Origin of the sequence: Streptomyces sp. NPDC055966 (assembly GCF_042269865.1) — a bacterium.
In the GTDB taxonomy this organism is placed as follows: domain Bacteria; phylum Actinomycetota; class Actinomycetes; order Streptomycetales; family Streptomycetaceae; genus Streptomyces.
Window position 1 is genome coordinate 91,136 of the sequence record NZ_JBHJYK010000017.1, and the last position, 20,225, is coordinate 111,360.

The window sequence follows — 20,225 nt, forward strand, 5'->3', positions numbered from 1 at the left end:
ATGGGCGACACCCCGATGCCGGGCGGCACGGCGCTGCTCAGAGTGGCCGGGATGCCGTTGGCGGCCTGGGCGGCGGCGGGCAGCCCGGACCTGTTCGCCCGGCTCACCGAGCACGCCCGCGACGGCGAACGGCGCGCCGGTCGCGCCCGCGCACTGGCCGCAGAGCTGGGCGACACCGTCGTACCCCGTCCCGAGCTGACCGCCGCCGACCGGCGCGCGGTACTGGCCCTGCGCCGCCGACTGCACTCCGGCGCCGCCCCTCGGCCGGCGGACTGCCGGCTCCTGGAGGGCCTGGCCGTCGCCGGCGACCTCGCGGAGGAGGCCGTCCGGCTGTGCCGCGACGCCGCGTCGGCGGACGAGGATCTGCGCGAGCTGGAGCGGGCGGTCGCGGCCGAGCGCGCACGGGTCGGGGAGCTGGGCTGGTCCCTGGTGTGTGCCGCTCCGGTCATGCGGGCGTTCCTCGACGAAGCGGCGCCCGGCGTGTGCGCGGACGTCGTCCGGCGGCTGGCCGAGGGCGAGTCGTGGCACGGGCAGCGGCTGCGCAAACGCGGGGCGTATCTGTGGCGGGCCCTCGGGCGGGCGGCCGCGAAGACGACTCCGCGCGGATGGGCCGGCCAGGTCGTCCCGCTGCCGGTCGCCCCGACGACCGGGGACGCCGGGACCGGCGACGGCGGGGCGACGCCGCTGATTCCGCCCGGCACGGCGCTCGGCGCGCTGGCCGCCGAAGCCGTGGAGAACGTGCACCTGCTGCGGGGCCGGCTCGGCGGCCTGGACCTCAGGGCGGCCGACCCCGCGACCTTCCTCGCCCCCGCACCACTGCACTTCCTCGACCCGCCGGGCGACGGCGCGGACACCGGCACGGGGGTGCTGCGCTGCTGGGTGATCGACCCGGGCGGGCGCGACAGGATGCGGCAGGTCGTACTCCGGCGCACCCGGCCGCTGGACGCCGTGCTCCGCCAACTCGCCGACGGGCCAAGGGAGTTAGGGGACATCGAGACGACGCTCCTCGGTACCGCGGCGATCCGGGCGGCCGACCCGGGCCCGGCCGTGCTGCGCGGCTTCCTCGCCCACCTGGTCGAACTCGGCGTCCTCCAGGTCTGCGCGGCCCCACGCCGCCGCAGCACGGAATGGGTGTCCCCGGAGACGGTGCGCGCGCACGACACCCTGCCGCGCCCCGTGCCGGCCCGGGCCGACCCGCACCAGGTCCGACCGCCCGCCCCCGGCGCCGTACCGGCCGACGACGGCCCGCCCACCGCATCCCCGTCCGCGCCGGCACAGGCGCCCGAGCCGGGGGAGCACAGCCCGCCGGCCCGGCCCGCAAGGGACGCCGGCCCCGCATCAGGTGCGCGCGCCGGTGACGCCGAGACCTGGTTCATCGACTCGTACCGCACCGTCTCGGCCGCCGTGCCCCGAAAGGCCGCGGAGCGGGTGCAGTGGGGGCTGGCGATCGCCGCCCGCGTGGCCTGGCTGCGCGACGCGGACCGGCTCCCGGCACCGCGGGAGCGAGTCCGGCTCCCCGAGACGGCGGCGCTCGACGAACGGCCGCGCCCCCTCGGCGAGATCCTCGCCCGCACCCTCCCGGACGGCACCGCCCCACCGTCCCCGCCCCGGACCGCGCACCGGTACGCCGGCTGGCACCCCGCCCGAACCGCCGGTTCCGGCTACGCCCGGCTGCTGGCCCACCTGGCCGCCCACACCGGCGAGGAACAGGTCGACCTGGACGACACCCTGCTGGACGCCCTCGGCGCACCACCGGCCCGGACCGCGCTGCCGGCCTGGCCCCTGGACTGCCTGTTGCGTCCCCTGCCCGGCCCCGGACCGGTCGCGGTACTGGAGACGGCCTCGCCCGCGGGCATCCTGGACGCCCGGTTCGCCGCCGCCCTGCACACCCTGTACGGCAGCTACGACGGCCCGGACGGCTACCGGGCCTTTCTCACCGGCGTGGAACGGCTGACGGGTGCGCGCTTCGTCGAACTCCTGGTGCCCCCGCTCGCGGAGCGCGCTGCCAACGCCGTACGGCGCCCCGTCGTCACCGACCGGTGGACCGGCGATCCCGACCCGGCGCCCTACCAGGGGCCGGCCGGTTCGGCCGCACGAATCCCGGTGCTGGCCGCCCTGCTGCACGATGTCGGCGGGCCGGGGAGTGCCGGGACGGCGAGCCGGGCGGTGGCCGTGTGGGCCCGTACCGCCGGGCAGGGGCCGGGCCATTGCGGGCTGTACGACGGCGGGCTGGCCGGAACATCGGTGAGCCTGCGCACGGGAGCCCGGCTGCACCCTCGACTGCACGTCGCCGCCGACCGGCTGCGCGACCAACTGGTCCGCATCGCGCCGGCGCGTGGCTGGCGCCGTGAGCAGGTCTCCTTCCCCGACTACGACGTGATCACCGGCCCGTCCGGCATCCTGCTCGCGCTGTGCGCCGGCACCGAGCCGGAGCCGGCCGGGCTCGAACCGTTCGCCGACCATGTGGCGGCACTGTGCGACGCCGACGAACTGCCGCGTCTGCGTACGGCGGGCTACGCCGGACATCCGCGGCTCGGCTGGCTGGACGGACGCGTCAACACCGGCATGGGGCACGGCGCGGCCGGGGTCGTCGCCGCGCTCACCGCCGCCGTCCGCCACCTGGGCCCGCGCCCCGGACCGACCCGTGCGTTGCGCCGTGCGACCCGCTGGCTGACCCGGCAGTCCTTCGTCGACGCCCGCTACGTCCGCACCTGGGACGGTGCCGGACTCGACGGCCCACCGCCCACCGGAGCGCGCGCCCGCCAGGCCTGGTGCTACGGAACACCGGGGGTGTCCTGGGCCCTGTGGGACGCGGCGGACGCGCTCGGCGATCCGGCCTCGGCCGCCTGGGCCGCCGAGGCCTTCACCACGCTCGCCGAACGCTACGACGAGACCTTCCACCTCTTCGGTGACCGCCCGGCCGACGTCCTGGCGCTCTGCCACGGCGCGGCGGGTGTGCTGGCCGTGGCCGACGCCTTCGACCACCACGCACACCTGCCCGCGGCGGCCGAGCTGAAAGCGCGGCTGCTCGCCCGGCTGCTGGCGCGCCTGCCCGAGCTGAGCGCCCTCGGACAGGAGAGCAGAGGACTCCTCGGCGGGGCGTCCGGCGCGCTGTGTGCCCTCCTCACCGCGGCACACGGCGCGCCACGGACCTGGCTGCCCTGCCTCGGACTGCGCTGAGGCCCTCGCGAACGGCCTTGCCCCTCAGGAGGTTTCGTGTGCCAGGCGCCGCAGCACCTCGACCGCCCGCTCGGCGTGCTCGTACGGCACGAAAAGGTGATCGTGGTGGAAGGCGGAGACGACGTTGCAGCTCAGGTTCGCGTCGGCCAGGGCGCGGGAGACGGCCGCGGTCAGGCCGATCGCGCCCAGCGCCGAGTGCGCGCGCAGGGTGATCCACCCGGCCACGTAGTCGTACGCCATCCCCGCCGCGTCCGCCTCGGCCTGCGGCACCACGAGGGTGAGGCCCTCCTGCTCGGCGACCGTCACCACCGGGGTGACCCCGGAGGGCACATCGCCCTCCGCCATGGTGAAGACATAGCGGCCCGGATTCAGCTCCGGGCGCATGCCGCCGAGCAGGCTGCGCAGATCAGTCTCGCTGGTCATGGGCCCACAGTACGGGCCCGGTCGGGCGTCACGGCTGTGCGGCGGCCGAGCCGTCACCGATGTGCAGGATCGCGTCGGCCGCGTCGAGGGTCGCCCGGTCGAGAGGGAAGTAGCCCTGCCGCGGGGCGGTGTCGGTGCGGGTGCGGGTTCGGGCGGTGCTGAGCGTATCGGGCGCGGTCAGGCCCCAGTCGGGGAAGCGGGCCTGGAGGACGGCCTCGTAGGTGTCTGACGCCGGGTCGCCCAGGCCGAGGGCGTTGCTGCGGCCGAGGCTGCCCGCGACGAAGCGGTACCGGTCGCCGAGCAGCCGCGCCACGGTCGCGCCGGCGCCCCACCAGTCCGCGCCCACGTCGCCCAGGTGCCAGCCGGCCTGGTTGCGCTGCAGATGGAGGTTGCTCGCGAACACCAGGGTGGCGCCCCGCGCGGCCTCGATGTCCCGGATGTCCAGCAGGTTCTGGGCCATCAGGGCGTCCCGGGTGGCCAGCAGCGCGGTGAGGCGGGGGTTGGAGTCGACGGGTTGGATCGCGGACTGCCGGTGGTAGCGCAGCAGACCGAGGCCGGCGGTCAGATGGGTCCTCGCCCGGATCCACCGCTCGCGCGAGGTGGCGTCGATCAGTTCGGGGGCGCGGGTGCGGAGCGAGCCGAACATGTCGTCCGCGACGCGTCGCAGCCTCTCGGCCTCCGTCGTGGCCCCGGGCGACATGGCCGGGTCCAGGACCGCCTCCGCGCGGCTCCACCGGTCGTCGTCCCCGGCGAGGCCGGTGAGGTCGACGTCGAAGTCCAGGTAGTCGCGGGCGTGTTCCAGGTACGGGCGCGGGCTGGGCGCGCTGTAGGTCTCCGACGGAGTGTCGAAGCCGTGGAAGACCAGCCGTTCCTCCGGCGGCCGGTTCCGGTTGTGGTCCCGCATCCAGCTGACCAGCTGCCTGTTCGGGGCCAACGCTCCCCAACCGTGCGAGAAACCGTCGTTCATCACCGCGTCCAGGCTGCCGGCTCCCCCCTGGACGTAGTCGTTCACGGTGAGCGCGGCCACGCGGTCGGTCTCGAGGGCCACGGACCGGAAGCCGCGCCCGACCAGCTGGGCGAACAGCTCGTTGCGCACCCTGCCGAAGGCGGGCTCCTGGTGGGTGGGCTCACCCAGCGCCAGCAGGTCGCACGACGGGGTGACGAAGTCTCGGATGTCCTGGGTCATGAGCCTCAAGCGTATCCTTGAAAGAACGATTGAGACTTTTGGCGAATATCGGCGTAGTCTTTGCCGCGATATCCCGCGCATCCTCACGTGATCCCTCTCCTGATGCTCCCGTAAAGTCTCAACCGGTGAAGACATTGCGACCCACTGATCTCGCCCGCGAGCACGGCATCTCTACCCAGGCGGTCCGCAACTACGAGCGCGACGGGTACCTCCCTCCCGCGCAGCGCACACCGAGCGGCTACCGCGTCTACACCGAGCTGCACGCCGCCGCGCTCCGTGCCTTCCTCGCGCTCGTCCCGGCGTACGGCCACGCGGCCGGCGGGCAGATCATGAACGCGCTCCACCGGGACGCGCTCGACGAGGCGCTGGCGGTCATCGACCGCGGGCACAGCCGGTTGCTGCGTGACCGGGACACCCTCGACGCGGTGCGCACGGCCATGGACCACTTGACGGCGGGGTCCGGCACCGCCCCGGCACCCGCACCGGCGCACGGCACCCGGACTGTCGGCGAGCTCGCGCATCGGCTCGGGGTCACTCCGGCGACCGTGCGCAGCTGGGAAGAGGCCGGCATCCTCAACCCCGCCCGTGACCCGGCCACCGGATACCGCGTCTTCGACGCCGCCGACATCCGCGACGCCGAGCTGGCACATCTGCTCCGCCGCGGCGGTCATCTCCTGGACCACATCGCCACGGTGGTCCGGCAGATCCGGACCGCCGGCGGCACGGACGCGCTGGCCGCCTCCCTGGAGGACTGGCAACGCAAACTCACCGCACAGGGCCTCGCCATGCTCCGCGCGGCCACGCGCCTCGACACCTATATCGGCCTGCTCGACCTCACCGCACCCCAGCCGTTCCCGGGCCACCGCCCGCTAACCGGCTGAGCCGCAGTTCGGGAACCGGTGCCTGCGCGGACGGGGTGGGGCGGGCTCGGCGGCGCGCAGCAGCGTGGCGTACGCCTTCGTGAGCGTCGCGCCGGGGTCCACGCCGAGTTCCTCGGCGAGCAGCCGCCGGGTGCGGTAGTACCAGCGATCGCGTCGGACTGGCGTCCGGACCGGCCGAGGGGCAGCATCAGCGCGGCGGCCGGGGACTCGCGCAGGGGGTGTGCGACGGCCTCCGTGCGCAGTACGGCGGCGGCCTTGGCGTGCTCGCCGGGCCGGCCGTACGCCTCGGCCAGGGCCTCCACCGAGGCCAGGCGCAGGTCCTCCACGCCGCCGGCCGCGGCGTCCAGTGGCCGGCGGCGCACGGCGCCGGTCAGCGCGGGCCCTGTTGGCAGGCCAGGGCGTCCCGCAACATCCGTACGGCGTCGGCGGGTTGGCGCTGGGCGCGGGAAAGGGCGACCGGTTCCTCGAAGGAGCGGCATGGCCAGCAGGCCGGGGCGCTTGGCCGGTCCCGGCAGCACATCACCGTGCTCGGTGATCACAGCTGCCGATCCGAGCAGCCGGAACCCCGTCTGCGTGCCTCCCCCGGGTCGCTTCACGGCAGAAGGTGAGGATCTGGGCCCGGGGGAGAGCCTGGTCAGCGGGGTGGGCGGCTGGTCACTCGGAGGTGGCCGGGGTGGTGAAGTAGTGGCCCTGGTCGAGGTCGTCGAGGAGGCCGGGGCGGGTCGGTTCCCAGCCCAGCAGCTCACGGGTGAGGACGCTGGACGTCGGGGCGTCGTGTCCGATGAAGCCACTGAGCCAGCCGAAGTGCGCGGGCGCGTCCTTCGGGTCCACGGAGGTCACCGGCACGTCGAGGTGGCGGCCGATCACCTCGGCGACGTCGCGGATGGCGACACCCTCCTCGGCCGCACCGTGCAGGACCGAGCGGGCGGGCGCCTTCTCGACCGCGAGGCGGAACAGCCGGGCGGCGTCGAGGCGGTGGACGGCCGGCCAGCGGTTGGCGCCGTCGCCGACGTAGCCGGAGACGCCCTTCTCGCGGGCGAGGGCGACCAGGAACGCCATGAATCCGTTGTCCCCGTCGCCGTGGCAGGTCGGAGACAGCCGCACCACGGACGAGCGGATGCCGCGTGAGGCGAGGTCGAGCGTCGCCAGGGAGGTCGCCGCGCGGACCGACATCGGCGAGCCGTCGAGCGTCGGCATGTCCTGCTCGGTCGCCGTCACGCCCGGCTTGAGACCGGCCACGCCGGAGGCGAGGACGAAGGGGCGGTCGGTGCCGGCGAGGGCCTCGGCGAAGGTGTCGACGGCGCGGCGGTCGGCCTCGGCGGCGTCCTGGAAGCCGCCGGAGAAGGCGATGTCGTGCTTGAAGGCGAGGTGGATCACCCCGTCGGAGGCGGCGGCCGCCTCCCGCAGGACGTCGAGGTCGTCGACGGTGCCGCGGACGACCTCGGCCCCGGCCTCGACGAGCGCGGCGGCGGAGGCGTCGGAGCGGGCGAGGCCGACGACCTGGTGTCCGGCGTCGAGAAGTTCGGGAACGACGGCGGATCCGATCCAGCCGGAGGCGCCGGTCACGAAGATGCGCATGGGAAGCCCCAAAGAGTCGATGTCAGTGACTGTCATAGACGGTACACCCGATGTCAGGCACTGTCATCACGTAGGATGCGGCCCATGGGTAGATGGGAGCCGGACGCGCGCGGACGCCTTGCGAAGGCAGCACTGGAGCTGTACGGCGAGCGCGGGTACGAGCAGACCACCGTGGCGGAGATCGCCAAGCGGGCCGGGCTCACGGAGCGGACGTTCTTCCGGCACTACGCCGACAAGCGCGAGGTGCTGTTCGCCGGCGCCGTCGAACTGGAGAACCTGTTCGTGACCGCCGTCGCGGACGCCCCGGGGTCCGCAGCTCCGCTCGACGCGGTGGCGCGGGGGCTGTACGCCACGGCCGAGTTGTTCACCGACCGGCGCGAGTTCGCGTGCCGACGGCAGGCGGTGATCATGGGGAACGCCGAGCTCCACGAGCGCGAGCTGATCAAGCTCGCCTCCCTGTCGGCCGCCCTCGCGGACACGTTGCGGCGCCGTGGCGTGGCCGAGCCGACCGCGAGCCTGGCCGCCGAGGCGGGCGTCGCCGTCTTCAAGGTCGCCTTCGAACGCTGGATCGCGGCGGGTGAGATGTGCTCCTTGGCGGAACTGACCCGGGAGTCGCTGGACGAACTGAGGGCAGTAGCCCTCGGACGGCTAGACAGCTAGACGGCTAGACGGCTACGCGCTCGCCTGGGGTCGGAGTCCTCGCTCGGGTCGGTGAAATGCCTGGGCAGGGCGGTGGCATCGGGCGCGAGGCCGCCGGTGACGGTGGATCCCGTGACGGTCCAGGTCGCCGGTGCCGTGGCCCGCCAGGGTGTCGCGAGCGGCCCGACGGGCCGAACGGGCCCTCGTTCTCGGCCCGGTGGCCGCCGAGCCACGCGCTCGTGTGCGGCGGCAGGTCGAATGCGGAGGTGTCGTCCGGAGATATCCGTGCGGGGTGTGTGTGCGCCGCCTCGGCGACGGGTCACACATGACCGGCCGGGCCCCCTCGGGTGGCAGGGGCTACGGCAGGCCCCACGCCGCACCCGGCTCGCTGACGGCGACGGGTGCGATGACGAGGTCGGGTCGGGAGCCGGAGTGGACGAGCACCTCGTGGTCCTTGGGCAGGTCGATGGCGAGGGTGCCGTCGCCGAGGTCCCGGGTGGGGGCCGGGGTGCCGTCCTGCAGCACCGCGGTGACGGTCCCGCTCAGGCCGTGCCGGAGCCGCAGCGGCTCGCCCGCCAGGCTCCGGACCCGGATGAACCGGGTGACCCCGGCTGTGCGGACGGCGCTGACCAGGAAGGCGCCCTGCGTACGGAAGTTGTGCAGGGTCACGTCCGCCCAGGCGGACGGAACCGCCGGGAAGACACGGACCGTGCCGCCCCAGCTCTGGCAGAACATGTCGTGCAGGGACTGCGAGGCGGACAGCGGTGTCTCGATGACCGGACCCGCCTCGGTGTAGTGCGTGTTGGCCCGGCAGGGGTAGCGGGTGGTGGGGTCGAAGAACTTCCGCAGATACGCGATCGCGGTGTCGCCGTCGCCGGTCGTCGCGTACATCGAGGCGGCACCGGTGTAGCTGTAGCCTCGGTGGGCGCCGGTCAGCGCATGCCAGCGCACCACGGACTTGGTGATCAGGTCACGGTTCTCGGGCTGGTCCCAGTTGACGAGGTGGAGCGGGTACACCATCAGCAGGTGCGAGTAGTGCCGGTGGGACTGGGCGTACGGGGTGCCGGCGCCGATCATGAAGCCGTTGTCGTCGACCGGGTACGGCGTGAGCCGCGTGAGCACCTCTTGCCAGCGCGGGATCAACTCGTCCTTGACGCCGAGCAGTCGGGCCGAGTCGATCAGGGTCTGACAGCCCCAGCGGATCAGGGCCAGGTCGTAGTTGGTGTCCTGCGGCGGCACGACGGGGTATTCGGGGGAGAGGGTGCTCGGCAGGTGCAGCCTGCCGTCGCTGCCCGGTGCGAGGAAGTGCAGGTAGTAGCTGATCGCCCGGCGCAGCACCGGGTAGATCGTGTCGCGCAGCAGGGACGTGTCCATGGAGTGCCGGTACGACAGCCACACGTTGTGCAGTGCCCAGGTGAGGTCGCCGGTCTCGGCGCCGGTGCCCGGCTGCCCCACCTCCCGGTTCGCGAACATGTCGGAGCTGCGGCCGATGCCGGAGCTGTCCGCGCGGTAGGCGGCGGGCACGTTCGCGGCGAGCTGCTCCTGGTTCTGCCGCAGTGTGGTGGCGAGCGAGTCGAGTTCCGGGTGGTTGAAGCCCTGGATGAGCCAGTACTCCAGCTGGACGTTGAGGTTCCACCACACCGCGGGCCACGGGGTGGGCTCCAGCCAGGGGCCGGAAGTGGCCATCACGGGACCGCCCGCGCGGCTCGCGGAGGCGGCCTTGTAGAGCTGGATCCAGTGGAAACTCTGGAGCCGCTGGTCGGGGAACGACACGAAGCTCTTCCGGTAGAACGCGTGCCACCAGCCGGTGTGCCGGCGCCGGAGCACTCCGTACGAGGAGGCCCGGCGCAGATGGCGCAGCGAGTCGGCCTCGGCGGCCGAGCCGGAGGGGAAGCTGTGTCCGACGCTGAGCAGGAGGTCGTCGCCGGTGCGCCGGTACGCGGTGGCGGTCTGGCCGCCGCCGGTCAGGGGCTGGAGGACCTGCTCGGTGCCGTCGGGGGTGGTGCGGGTGGTCCAGGCCGGGTTGGCGCTGTAGCCGGAGGGCGGGGCCTCCTGGATCTTCCGGGGACTGATCGCCTCCTCGGGGTGGAAGGTCCACACGACCCGCTCGCCGCCGGAGGCCGTGACGCGGGCGGCCAGGACCTCGTCGTGGACGAGGGCGGAGAGGGTGAGCGTTCCGGCGGACGTCGTGACGGTGCCCGTCAGCTCGGCGTCGTACAGGCTCAGGCGCCAGTCGACGGCGGTGATGGTGCCGACCGGATCGAGCGTCAGGTGCCCGACCGGCAGCCGGCATGTGCCCCAGCCGCTGCCGAACTCGGGCCGATGGTCCTGGACACGGCCGTGCTGCACGGTGAAGCGGATGCTGTTGGCGCCGGGCTCCTGGTAGACCATGCTGCCGAGCAGCCCGTCCCCGAGGAACGGCCCCTCGTGCCACAGGGCCGGCAGCCTGCTCCACACCAAGTCCTGGCCGCGCAGGAAGCGCTGCCACGAGCCGTCGGTGGTCATGGTGTCGCGCAGCCGCCAGGGACGCCCGGCGCCCGCCGGCTGTCCCGACTCGGCCGGCTGAACCGGCTCTACGGACTGGACCGGCTCTCCGGCGTGGGCGGTTGCGGGCAGTGCCGCCACCGCCGCACCGCCGAGTGCGGTGCCGAGCACGGATCTGCGGCGGACCGGCGGGTGCTTCTCCGGCTGCGAGGTCATCGGAGCTCTCCAACCTGACGGAACATCAAGACATCGGGTGTATCGCGGAACGTAGGGATGCCGCGTGCACCTGTCAATAACTCCGGCGGGGATTACTCCGAGATACCTCCGATGTCTACGTCGGGTTGTGCGGAAGTGCGGTCCGTGTGTCGGTCGCGCCCCGGCATCTCCGCTGAACTCCCCTGTAGACCAGGGCATTTGGGGACACCACAGCTTGACGGTCGCATAACGATCTATGGAGGACCGGTACGGAACTCCGTGGAAGGTACATACGATCCGGTACATGAACAGAGCTGTGAAGTTCGGCCTCGCCGGTACGTGCACCGCGCTGCTCGCTCTCGGGGGACTCGGCACCTACAACCTGCTCAACGGCCTGACATCCGGCTCCGCGGGCGATGCCCGGCCTACGGCGGGGGACACGTTCGCCGCGTCGGAGCTGTCGGGCAAGCCGCCGTCGGGCGCCGAGGCGGTGAGGCTGACGCGGGCGTTCCTGGACAGCTGGTCCAAGCAGCACGTCGACGGCGCGGCGAGCGACACCGACGTTCCGGACGCCGCCTCACGAGCCCTGCGCGACTACGCCGACGGCCTGCATCTGAAGAAGGTGTCGTTCGACCACGTCGTGGCCGTGGGGCCGTCGGCGGTGACGGCGGGTGCCACGAAGGTCACCTTCGACGTCGCCGCCCAGGTGGCCGGCGGCACCTGGAACTACTCCAGCGCCGTCGCGGTGCTGAAGAGCGCGAGCGGTGTGCCGGCGGTGCACTGGAACAACTCGGTGCTGTACCCGGGCATGGGCGACGGCCAGTCGCTGATCGCGGGCAGGCTGCCGGCCGACCCGGACGCGGCGAAGGTGGTCGCGAGCGACGGCACGACGGATCTGTCCGCCTTCCCGTCCCTGCGGGACATCGCGGCGACCATCGGCAGGAACGCCGAGCCCACCGGTGGCAGCGCCGGGACGGGGGTGGCCGTGGTCGACGGCGATGGCGGAGCCGTGGAGACGGTCCAGGTCTTCACGAAGGGGCGGACTCCGGTGATCAGGACGACCGTCGACGCAGGGCTCCAGGCGGTGGCCGAGAGCGCGGTGCAGGACGCCCACCTCCAGGGCAAGCCCGCCGGCACCGTGGCGCTCGACTGGCGCACCGGCCACATCCTCGCCGTCGCGCACAGCGGCGACGACGGTGACATCGCCATCAACGGCATCAAGTCGCCCGGCTCCACCATGAAGATCATCACCGCGGCGGCCCTCTTCGACCGGGCGGGCCTCACGCCGAGCAGCCCGGCCCCGTGCACGGACTCGCTGATGGCCAACAGCCAGCTGTTCCACAACGACCCCGGCGTCCCGGCCGTTCCCGGTGCCACGCTCGCCCAGGCGTTCACGGTGTCGTGCAACACCTCTTTCATCAAGGACGGCTTCCACTATCTGGTGCACGACGGCGACGCCTCCGCGCTGCACGACGAGGCCGTGGACGTCTTCGGCATGGGCAGCTGGTCGATCGGCGGCGGGGTCGCCACCACCGACCCGAGCATCCCGCCGGACGCGCAGGGCGGCGACCAGGCGGCCCAGTTCATCGGCCAGGGCAGGGTCACGGCCACCCCGCTGTTCATGGCGTCCGTGGCGGCGACCGTCCGCAACGCCGGCTTCGAGCAGCCGGTCATCCTCCCCGGACAGCACCAGGAGAGCGCACCCCGGCCCATCTCGGCCGGCACGGCGGGCTACCTCCGGTCGATGATGCGCAGCGTCGCCACGACCGGTACGGCGGCTCCGCGTCTGGGCGGACTCACGGGTGTCGGCGCCAAGACCGGCACCGCGGAGGAGGGCGACCACACCAACGGCTGGCTGACCGCCTACGACTCCCGCATCTCGGTCGCGGCGCTCGTCGAAGGAGGCAGTTCGGGGGTGGACTCGGCCGGATTCGTCGTACGACAGTTGCTGACCGGCGGCTGACCGGCGGCCGTCGGCCGGGCGCGCTCACCCGGTCACGGCGGCGAGGGCGGAGCAGGTCAGGGGGGGCGAACGGCCCACGCCGTCCGGACCGCGCCTCCTGACAGCAGGCGCTGTGCGCGATCTTGGGCCGGGAGGACAGCCCCGGCCCCGGCCGGCCGGGGCAGATGGGAGCGCGCGCAGAGCAGCCGTCGGCAGAGGCGGTAGTCTCCGTGCGATGAACGAACCCGCATCGTCCGGCCCGCTCGACGTACTCACTGCGCTCGGGGTGCCGTTCCGGCTGCATGAGCACCCGGACGTGGCCGACGCCGTGGAGGTCTGCGCGGCGCTCGGCGTCCCGCTGGACCGGACCGTGAAGACCCTGGCGTTCGTCACGCCCGACGACCGGCTGGTGCTGGCGGCCCTGCCGGGCCACGCCCGGCTGCGGTACGGCGCCCTGGCCCGCGCCGCCGGGATCCGCCGCACCGACCTCGCGCCGGCCGGGGCCGACCGGCTGGCCAGGGCCGGCATGCGGCCCGGCGGGGTGTGCCCGGTCTCCGGGGACCGCGGCGCGCTGGTGGTGTTCGACGAGACGGTCGGCGGCCTGGGCCGGGTGCACTGCGGCAGCGGCCGGCCGGACAGCAGCGTCGAGATCGACGTGGCCCGGCTCATGGCCGCGGTGCCGGCGGCCGCTACGGCGCAGATCGCCGACATCCCTGCGACCGAGCCCGTATGACCGACGCCCGGCCTGCGGCGAGCGTGAGGAGGGGGACGGGCGGTGGCTGTCCCTTCTGCCCGATCGGGCGCGGCGAGACCGACACGGATCTGATCGCCCACCGCACACCGAACGTCTTCGTCGTCCCCGCCCTCATGGAGCGCCGCAACAACCCGGGCCACACACTCGTGCTGCCCGTCGCCCATGTGACCGGCCTGCACGAGGCATCGCCCGAACTGCTGTCCGAGGTCTTCGGGGTCGTCGCGCGGGTGACGCGTGCGGTGCGTGGGGCGTACGGCGCCGTGGGCAGCACGCTCGTGCAGAACAACCACGCGCCCGGCCAGGTGCTGCACCACCTGCACATCTCCGTCGTCCCGCGCTTCGAGGACGACGGGTACCGGGTGCCTGAGCCCGGGCTGCGTGCGGCGTCCCGGGAGGTGCGTCGTGAGCGTGCCGCCGCTTTGCGTGCGGCGCTCGCGGCGGAGGGCTGAGGGAGCCGGGGGCGTGTTCGGCGTGGTTCGGGCAGGCCTTCGCGTACGGCTTTCCGACGCCCGCCCCGATCGCCGGACGTGACATGCCCGAGAGGTTCGCGACACTCGTCCGCGCTGCCGACTATGCATGGCCATGCGTAATAGTGCATACTCTTCCTATGTCCAAGGTCCTCACCTCCCTTCCGGTCGGCGAGCGCGTCGGCATCGCCTTCTCCGGCGGCCTCGACACGTCGGTCGCCGTCGCGTGGATGCGCGACAAGGGTGCCGTCCCGTGCACCTACACCGCCGACATCGGCCAGTACGACGAGCCCGACATCGCCTCGGTGCCGGGCCGTGCGACGACCTACGGTGCCGAGATCGCGCGCCTGGTCGACTGCCGCGCGGCCCTGGTCGAGGAGGGGCTGGCCGCGCTCGCGTGCGGCGCGTTCCACATCCGCTCCGGCGGGCGCGCGTACTTCAACACCACGCCCCTCGGCCGCGCCGTCACCGGCACCCTGCTGGTGCGCGCGATGCTGGAGGACGACGTCCAGATCTGGGGCGACGGCTCCACCTTCAAGGGCAACGACATCGAGCGGTTCTACCGCTACGGCCTGCTCGCCAACCCGCACCTGCGGATCTACAAGCCCTGGCTGGACGCGGACTTCGTGACCGAGCTGGGCGGCCGCAAGGAGATGTCGGAGTGGCTGCTCGCGCACGGGCTGCCGTACCGCGACAGCACGGAGAAGGCGTACTCGACCGACGCCAACATCTGGGGCGCCACGCACGAGGCGAAGACCCTGGAGCACCTGGACACCGGCGTCGAGACCGTCGACCCGATCATGGGTGTGCGGTTCTGGGACCCCACGATCGAGATCCCCGTCGAGGACGTGACGATCGGCTTCGACCAGGGCCGGCCCGTGACGATCAACGGCAAGGAGTTCGCCTCGCCGGTCGAGCTCGTCATGGAGGCCAACGCCATCGGCGGCCGGCACGGCCTCGGCATGTCGGACCAGATCGAGAACCGGATCATCGAGGCCAAGAGCCGCGGCATCTACGAGGCCCCCGGCATGGCGCTGCTGCACGCCGCCTACGAGCGCCTCGTCAACGCGATCCACAACGAGGACACCCTCGCCCAGTACCACGCCGAGGGCCGCAAGCTGGGCCGCCTCATGTACGAGGGCCGCTGGCTGGACCCGCAGGCGCTGATGATCCGTGAGGCGCTCCAGCGCTGGGTCGGCGCGGCGGTCACCGGCGAGGTGACGCTGCGGCTGCGGCGCGGTGAGGACTACTCGATCCTGGACACCACGGGCCCGGCGTTCAGCTACCACCCGGACAAGCTGTCCATGGAGCGCACCGAGGACTCCGCGTTCGGTCCCTCGGACCGGATCGGCCAGCTCACCATGCGCAACCTCGACATCGCCGACTCCCGCGCGCGCCTGGAGCAGTACGCGGGCCTCGGCATGGTCGGCACCGAGCATCCGGCGCTGATCGGCGCGGCGCAGGCGGCGTCGACCGGTCTGATCGGCGCGATGGCCCACGGCGGCGCCGAGGCGATCGCCTCGCGCGGCGAGGCCCCGGAGGAGGACGTGCTGCTCGACCGCGCCGCGATGGAGTCCGGCACGGACTGACCACGCTCAACGGCCGTACGCCTCCCGGAGTTCCGGTGCAGCGGGCCCCGTCGGTTCACCACCGGCGGGGCCCGCTGTCGTGTCCGGACGGCTGTCTCCGACGGCTGTCACCCGTGGCGCAAAATAGTCAGGTCCATGATCTGTCACCTGTGGTACACATGGAAGTCGCGAAGCGGGGGTCCACCTTCAGACGCACGCCCACACACCGGCGGCACGACCAACTGCACTGCACCGCGCAGGTTTTCCGGGGAACAGACCGGACGCCGTACCTCCCGACCTCCCGTGAGCCACCGCATCCGGCCCGATGCGGAAACCGGACGCGCCTCAGCCGATCACGCCAGCCTCTTCGACCGGTCAAGGGAGCACTGTGCCAGCACAATCCACCATGCCCGACGCATCTCGACCCCGGTAGCGCCGACGTGTCTCTGCACCGCTTCGCCCCGCCCGCCGCCGAGACGCCCGGATCCCCGCGGGCCGCGCTGGTCTGCTTCCCGCACGCCGGCGGCGGCGCGACGACGTTCGTCTCCTGGCGGCGCCGGCTGCCCGACTGGCTGGATCTGTACGCCTACGTGGCCCCCGGGCGCGAGGAGCGGGGCAGGGAGACGCCCCTGGGCTCGGTCGCCGAACTCGTCGAGGACGCCCTGCCGGACGTCCGGACACTGCCCGGCCCACCACTGATCCTGCTCGGACACAGCTTCGGCGCCTGTCTGGCCTACGAGTTGACGCATCGGCTGACCTCGGCGGGGCGCCCGCCGGCGCATCTCGTCCTGCTCGCCGCCGGAGCGCCGGGACCGGCGACCCCCCGGGCCGTCCGGAACGACCACGACATCGAACTCCTGTGGAAGCGCCTCGGAGCGAACACGGCGGGGCTCTCGCGCCCCGGATTCCGCGAGAGATTCTTTCCGTTGCTGCGCGCCGATCTCACCGCGCACGCCGCCTTCCGCCCGTCGGCGAACCGGCCGGCCCTGACCACGCCGGTCACCGTGCTGTACGGGGACGAGGATTCCGATGTGACGGCCGAAGTGGCGGCCACCTGGCGCGACCTGTGCGCCGGACCGTTCCGGCTCGCCGCGATACCCGGCGGGCATTTCTTTCCACAGAACTCGGCGACCGCCACGGTCGGCTCGCTCGTGCGCGCCTTCGAATCCCAGTCAGGCTGAAATCGGCCATGCACCGGGACATCCGCTGCCGTGGCCGCGGAATGCGGAGACGCGCTCTTGATCGTCCGAATGGCCACCGATAAAGTGCCGTAGTCGAGAATGCATGGAATACGCGCAAGGGGGCGTGCTTCGATGATATCCGACACACCGCGAACCCTTCACCAGTTTTTCGAGAAGCGCGTCCGGAAGACGCCCGAAAACATTGCCCTGGAGTACGACGGGGAATGCATCGCCTACGGCGATCTCAATCGCCGGGCCAACAAAATGGCGCATTATCTGCGCGACACCGCCGGCGTCCGGCCGGACGATCCCGTGGCGATCCTGGTGCGCCATCCGCCGAGCGTGATCGTCGCCATGCTCGCCGTCCTCAAGGCCGGCGGTGCCTACCTGGCGCTGGATCCGGACAATCCGCCGGGCCTGACCCAGCGGATCATCGAGAGCGTCGCACCCCGGGCGGTACTGGTCGAGTCCTCGTCGGTGGCGGGCGCGGCCCACTTCCGCGGTGAGCTGTTCGTCACGGACGTCATGACCGCGACCCTCGCCACGCCGGACACCGACCCCGCCCCGGCGGCGGCCGCCACGGACCTGGCCTACGTGATCCACACCTCCGGCACGACCGGCAAACCCAAGGCGATCGCCGTCGAGCACCACTCGATCATCCACACCCTGATCTGGCGCAACTCCTATTACGGATTCGGCCCGGACGACACGACACTGGCCATGCCGCGCCCCTCGTTCGACAGCGCCGTGGCCGACACCTTCTGTGCCCTGACCTCGGGTACGCGACTGCTCCTGCCCCTACGGGACCGCATTACCGACCGGCGTTATCTCGTCGGATTGATGGAACAGCGCGAAGTCTCCCATTTCCTCATCACGCCCGCCCTGTACCACCGGCTGCTCCGGGGCATGAGCCCGCAGCAGACCAAGGCGCTGCGGAGCATCACGATCGCCGGAGAATGGTTTACCTCCAGTCTGGTCCGGGAACACTTTTCGCGGCTCCCGGACGTGAAACTCCTCAATGAATACGGGCCGTCCGAGAATTCCGTGTGCTCCACGGTTCATCCCCTCGCGCCGACGGACCGGCAGGTGCTCATCGGAAAGCCGATCGACCGCACCGAGGCCTTCGTGGTGGGCGAGGACGGCGAGCCCCTGGGCCCGGGCGGCACGGGTGAGCTCTTCCTCGCCGGAGCCGGACTGGCCCGCGGCTACCTGTCGGATCCCGAACTGACCGCCGAGAAGTTCTTCGTCCCCTCCTCGCCCCGCTTCCGCGGCCAACGCGTCTACCGCACCGGAGACATCGTCCGGCTCTGCGAGGACGGCGACCTCCAGTTCGTCGAGCGCCGCGACCAGCAGGTGAAGATCCGCGGCCGACGCGTGGAACTGAGCCAGGTGGCCGAGGTGCTGACCGCGGACGACACCGTCGACCACGTCCACCTCCTGCGCCGCGACACCGACGCGGCGACACCCCGGCTCATCGCCTTCGTCGTCGGCCCCACCGCACAGGACGTGGACCGGCTGCGCGCCGCGGCGCGGGAGAACCTGCCGGACTACATGGTCCCCTCGGCGATCATCCCCGTCGACGCCGTGCCCGTCACCGGCAACGGCAAGGTCGACGAGGCCGCCCTGGCCGCGCTGTACGCCGACGCCTCCGACCGCACCGGTGCGCCGCCCGAGCCGGCGACCCCCGTCGAAGCCGAACTCCTCACGATCTGGCGGAAGATCTTCGCGCCCCTGGGCGTCGGCCTCGACGACGACTTCTTCGACCTCGGCGGCGACTCCCTCAGCGTGATGGACCTCGTCGCCGACGTGGAGGAACGACTCGGCGTCCAGCTCGACAACGCGGATCCCTATACGGGCCGGACCGTCCGCAGCCTGGCCCTCATGATCGAGAACCGACGAAGCAGCGAGGTGGACGCAGCGTGAGCGAACAGGCCGGTACTCCTTCCGCTTTCCCTGATTTCCCCGACGTCGACCACGACGTGGTCATCGCGGGCGGCGGCCTCGCCGGGCTCTGCCTCGCCAAACAGCTCAAGGACGCCCACCCCGAGCTCAGCGTGCTCGTGTGCGAGCGTGATCGCTCTCCCATCCCGCTGTCCGCGTTCAAAGTGGGCGAGTCGACGATCGAGGTGGGCGCGTACTACCTCGCCGCGGTCGTCGGACTGCGGGACTACCTGGAGGAGCACCAGCTCGAAAAGCTCGGCCTGCGCTACTTCTTCGGCGACCGCCCCGACTTCCACCGGGAGTCCGAGTACGGCGTCAACCGGTACCTGCCCGCCAAGAGCTACCAGCTCAACCGCGGTTCCCTGGAGGAACACCTCCGCCTGGTCGTGGCCGGCACCGGCGCCCGGCTCGTACAGGGCGTACGGGTCCTGGACATCGACCTCGGCGAGGGGGACGCCCCGCACCGGGTGACGTACCAGCCCGACGGCGAAGGCGAGGGCACGACCACCGTCACCTGCCGCTGGGTCGTCGACGCGACCGGGCGCCACCGTCTGCTCCAGCGCAAGCTCGGACTGACCAAACGGTTCGCCCAGCCGCACAACTCGGTGTGGTTCCGGCTCGAAGGCCGTCTCGACACCGACGAGTTGGTGGCGGCCGAGCACACGGCCTGGCACGAGCGGGTGCAGGGGCCGCGCTGGCAGTCCACCAACCACTTCATGATCGAGGGCGGCTGGGTCTGGGCCATCCCGCTGGCCCCCCACCACACCAGCGTCGGCATCGTCGTCTCCGACGCACTCCATCCGGTGACGAAGTTCAACCGCATCGAGAAGGCCGTCGACTTCGTGGTCGAGCGTGTCCCCGGCTTCGACCCGGCCATCCGCAAACTGCCGGTGCTCGACTTCCGCGTCCTGAAGAACTACAGCCACTCCACGCACCAGTTGTTCTCCCACGAACGCTGGGCGTGCGTCGGCGACGCCGCCGTCTTCGCCGACCCCTACTACTCGGTCGGCTCGAACCTCATCGGCTACGCCAACAGCTTCGTGACCGAGATGATCGGCAGGGACCGCGCGGGCACCCTCGAACCGGACTACGTGCGCTACGCCAACCGCTGGTTCCTGTCCCTGTCGGAGGGGCTCACCCAGAACATCCAGGGCGCCTACCCCTTCCTCAACAACCCCGTGGTCACCTCCCTGAAGACGGTCTGGGACTACTACGTGGGCTGGGCGTTCTCCGACCCGCAGTTCTACGGCAGGACGTTCCTGGACGAGTCCGCCAGCACGACGCTCAGCGCGCTGGGCGGACACGTGGTCGCGACCCAGGGCGCGATGCTCAACCTGTTCAAGGCCTGGGCGCGCCGCTACCGGGGCGTCTTCGAGTTCGACTACATCGACTACTACGACGACCTGCCGACCCTCGCCCGCCTCTTCGAGCAGAACCTGCCCGCCACCGACGCCGAGGTCCCGCCGTTCGGCCAGGTGCTCACCAGCGTCCGCGACGGCATCGACCGCATCGAGGAACTGGCCCACGTCGTCTTCTACCTGGCGCTGGAGGACGCCCTGCCCGAACACGTCGCGTCCGTCCGCGCCCGCGGCTGGCTGAACGTGTCGGCGGTCAGCCTGGAACCGGAACGCTGGGAGAAGGACGGCCTGTTCACCCCGCGGAGCAGGCCGCGCCCGGAACAGCTCGCGCAACTGGAGGCGGAGATGCGCCGGCTGTACCGGGCCGCCACGCCCGCCGAGTCGTAGCCGGCCACGTCCGCACGCGGCGGGTTCGCCCTCATGGGGGCGAACCCGCCGTCCGTGCCGA

General features: G+C 72.3%; 15 protein-coding genes. 10 read left to right on the forward strand and 5 right to left on the reverse strand.

Annotated features, from left to right (window positions below; translation table 11 throughout):
- Positions 1 to 3,180, forward strand: a complete 3,180-nt coding sequence (locus ACFC8N_RS31655) for a lanthionine synthetase LanC family protein (protein ID WP_376291755.1) — start codon at positions 1 to 3, stop codon at positions 3,178 to 3,180.
- 24 nt (positions 3,181 to 3,204) lie between these two features.
- Here ACFC8N_RS31655 and ACFC8N_RS31660 read toward each other — a convergent pair whose 3' ends face one another.
- Positions 3,205 to 3,603 carry an ACT domain-containing protein gene (locus ACFC8N_RS31660; protein ID WP_356033365.1) on the reverse strand — a complete coding sequence of 133 codons (399 nt, stop codon included), beginning with the start codon at positions 3,601 to 3,603 and terminating at the stop codon, positions 3,205 to 3,207.
- A 28-nt stretch (positions 3,604 to 3,631) separates the two neighbouring features.
- Positions 3,632 to 4,789, reverse strand: a complete 1,158-nt coding sequence (locus ACFC8N_RS31665; protein ID WP_376291758.1) for an erythromycin esterase family protein — start codon at positions 4,787 to 4,789, stop codon at positions 3,632 to 3,634.
- A 125-nt stretch (positions 4,790 to 4,914) separates the two neighbouring features.
- Between ACFC8N_RS31665 and ACFC8N_RS31670 the strand changes: the two genes are divergently transcribed.
- Positions 4,915 to 5,670 carry a TioE family transcriptional regulator gene (locus ACFC8N_RS31670; protein ID WP_356033370.1) on the forward strand — a complete coding sequence of 252 codons (756 nt, stop codon included), beginning with the start codon at positions 4,915 to 4,917 and terminating at the stop codon, positions 5,668 to 5,670.
- Here the strand turns inward: ACFC8N_RS31670 and ACFC8N_RS31675 are convergent.
- Positions 5,604 to 6,149 carry a BTAD domain-containing putative transcriptional regulator gene (locus ACFC8N_RS31675; RefSeq protein WP_376292013.1) on the reverse strand — a complete coding sequence of 182 codons (546 nt, stop codon included), beginning with the start codon at positions 6,147 to 6,149 and terminating at the stop codon, positions 5,604 to 5,606. The genes ACFC8N_RS31670 and ACFC8N_RS31675 overlap by 67 nt on opposite strands.
- Positions 6,150 to 6,324: 175 nt before the next feature.
- Positions 6,325 to 7,248 (reverse strand): SDR family oxidoreductase, encoded by a 924-nt coding sequence (locus tag ACFC8N_RS31680; RefSeq protein WP_356033372.1) that lies wholly within the window; start codon positions 7,246 to 7,248, stop codon positions 6,325 to 6,327.
- Positions 7,249 to 7,332: 84 nt separating this feature from the next.
- Between ACFC8N_RS31680 and ACFC8N_RS31685 the strand changes: the two genes are divergently transcribed.
- Entirely contained in the window at positions 7,333 to 7,908 is a 576-nt protein-coding gene (locus tag ACFC8N_RS31685) for a TetR family transcriptional regulator (RefSeq protein WP_356033375.1), read from the forward strand.
- Positions 7,909 to 8,244: 336 nt separating this feature from the next.
- Here the strand turns inward: ACFC8N_RS31685 and ACFC8N_RS31690 are convergent, their stop codons facing one another.
- The gene (locus tag ACFC8N_RS31690; protein WP_376291763.1) at positions 8,245 to 10,587 is read right to left on the reverse strand and encodes a Tat pathway signal sequence domain protein; all 2,343 of its coding nucleotides are present in this window, start codon (positions 10,585 to 10,587) and stop codon (positions 8,245 to 8,247) included.
- Positions 10,588 to 10,870: 283 nt separating this feature from the next.
- Here ACFC8N_RS31690 and ACFC8N_RS31695 point away from each other — a divergent pair, with 283 nt between their 5' ends.
- The 7 genes from ACFC8N_RS31695 to ACFC8N_RS31725 all read left to right on the forward strand — a co-directional run bounded on the left by ACFC8N_RS31695 (position 10,871) and on the right by ACFC8N_RS31725 (position 20,164).
- On the forward strand, positions 10,871 to 12,529 hold the full coding sequence (locus ACFC8N_RS31695; RefSeq protein WP_362817824.1) for a penicillin-binding transpeptidase domain-containing protein: 1,659 nt from the start codon (positions 10,871 to 10,873) through the stop codon (positions 12,527 to 12,529).
- Positions 12,530 to 12,743: 214 nt separating this feature from the next.
- Positions 12,744 to 13,241, forward strand: coding sequence for an aminoacyl-tRNA deacylase (locus tag ACFC8N_RS31700; protein WP_376291766.1), 498 nt, complete (start codon positions 12,744 to 12,746; stop codon positions 13,239 to 13,241).
- On the forward strand, positions 13,238 to 13,711 hold the full coding sequence (locus tag ACFC8N_RS31705) for an HIT family protein (RefSeq protein ID WP_376291769.1): 474 nt from the start codon (positions 13,238 to 13,240) through the stop codon (positions 13,709 to 13,711). Before ACFC8N_RS31700 ends, ACFC8N_RS31705 begins: the two co-directional genes overlap by 4 nt.
- 158 nt (positions 13,712 to 13,869) lie before the next feature.
- Positions 13,870 to 15,318 (forward strand): argininosuccinate synthase, encoded by a 1,449-nt coding sequence (gene argG, locus ACFC8N_RS31710; RefSeq protein ID WP_376291771.1) that lies wholly within the window; start codon positions 13,870 to 13,872, stop codon positions 15,316 to 15,318.
- Positions 15,319 to 15,737: 419 nt separating this feature from the next.
- Positions 15,738 to 16,478 (forward strand): thioesterase II family protein, encoded by a 741-nt coding sequence (locus ACFC8N_RS31715; RefSeq protein ID WP_376291773.1) that lies wholly within the window; start codon positions 15,738 to 15,740, stop codon positions 16,476 to 16,478.
- Between the two features lie 132 nt (positions 16,479 to 16,610).
- Positions 16,611 to 18,401 carry an amino acid adenylation domain-containing protein gene (locus ACFC8N_RS31720; protein ID WP_376291775.1) on the forward strand — a complete coding sequence of 597 codons (1,791 nt, stop codon included), beginning with the start codon at positions 16,611 to 16,613 and terminating at the stop codon, positions 18,399 to 18,401.
- Positions 18,398 to 20,164: a tryptophan 7-halogenase gene (locus ACFC8N_RS31725; RefSeq protein WP_362817830.1), complete on the forward strand. Its 1,767-nt coding sequence runs from the start codon at positions 18,398 to 18,400 to the stop codon at positions 20,162 to 20,164. Before ACFC8N_RS31720 ends, ACFC8N_RS31725 begins: the two co-directional genes overlap by 4 nt.
- The last annotated feature ends 61 nt before the right edge of the window (positions 20,165 to 20,225 follow it).

Bases quoted from the DNA above. Each gene is read 5' to 3' on its own strand.
- ACFC8N_RS31655 (WP_376291755.1), top strand. From the start codon at position 1: ATGGGCGACACCCCGATGCCGGGCGGCACGGCGCTGCTCAGAGTGGCC.
- ACFC8N_RS31660 (WP_356033365.1), bottom strand. From the start codon at position 3,603: ATGACCAGCGAGACTGATCTGCGCAGCCTGCTCGGCGGCATGCGCCCG.
- ACFC8N_RS31665 (WP_376291758.1), bottom strand. From the start codon at position 4,789: ATGACCCAGGACATCCGAGACTTCGTCACCCCGTCGTGCGACCTGCTG.
- ACFC8N_RS31675 (WP_376292013.1), bottom strand. From the start codon at position 6,149: ATGCCGCTCCTTCGAGGAACCGGTCGCCCTTTCCCGCGCCCAGCGCCA.
- ACFC8N_RS31680 (WP_356033372.1), bottom strand. From the start codon at position 7,248: ATGCGCATCTTCGTGACCGGCGCCTCCGGCTGGATCGGATCCGCCGTC.
- ACFC8N_RS31685 (WP_356033375.1), top strand. From the start codon at position 7,333: ATGGGTAGATGGGAGCCGGACGCGCGCGGACGCCTTGCGAAGGCAGCA.
- ACFC8N_RS31690 (WP_376291763.1), bottom strand. From the start codon at position 10,587: ATGACCTCGCAGCCGGAGAAGCACCCGCCGGTCCGCCGCAGATCCGTG.
- ACFC8N_RS31695 (WP_362817824.1), top strand. From the start codon at position 10,871: ATGAACAGAGCTGTGAAGTTCGGCCTCGCCGGTACGTGCACCGCGCTG.
- ACFC8N_RS31700 (WP_376291766.1), top strand. From the start codon at position 12,744: ATGAACGAACCCGCATCGTCCGGCCCGCTCGACGTACTCACTGCGCTC.
- ACFC8N_RS31705 (WP_376291769.1), top strand. From the start codon at position 13,238: ATGACCGACGCCCGGCCTGCGGCGAGCGTGAGGAGGGGGACGGGCGGT.
- argG (WP_376291771.1), top strand. From the start codon at position 13,870: ATGTCCAAGGTCCTCACCTCCCTTCCGGTCGGCGAGCGCGTCGGCATC.
- ACFC8N_RS31720 (WP_376291775.1), top strand. From the start codon at position 16,611: ATGATATCCGACACACCGCGAACCCTTCACCAGTTTTTCGAGAAGCGC.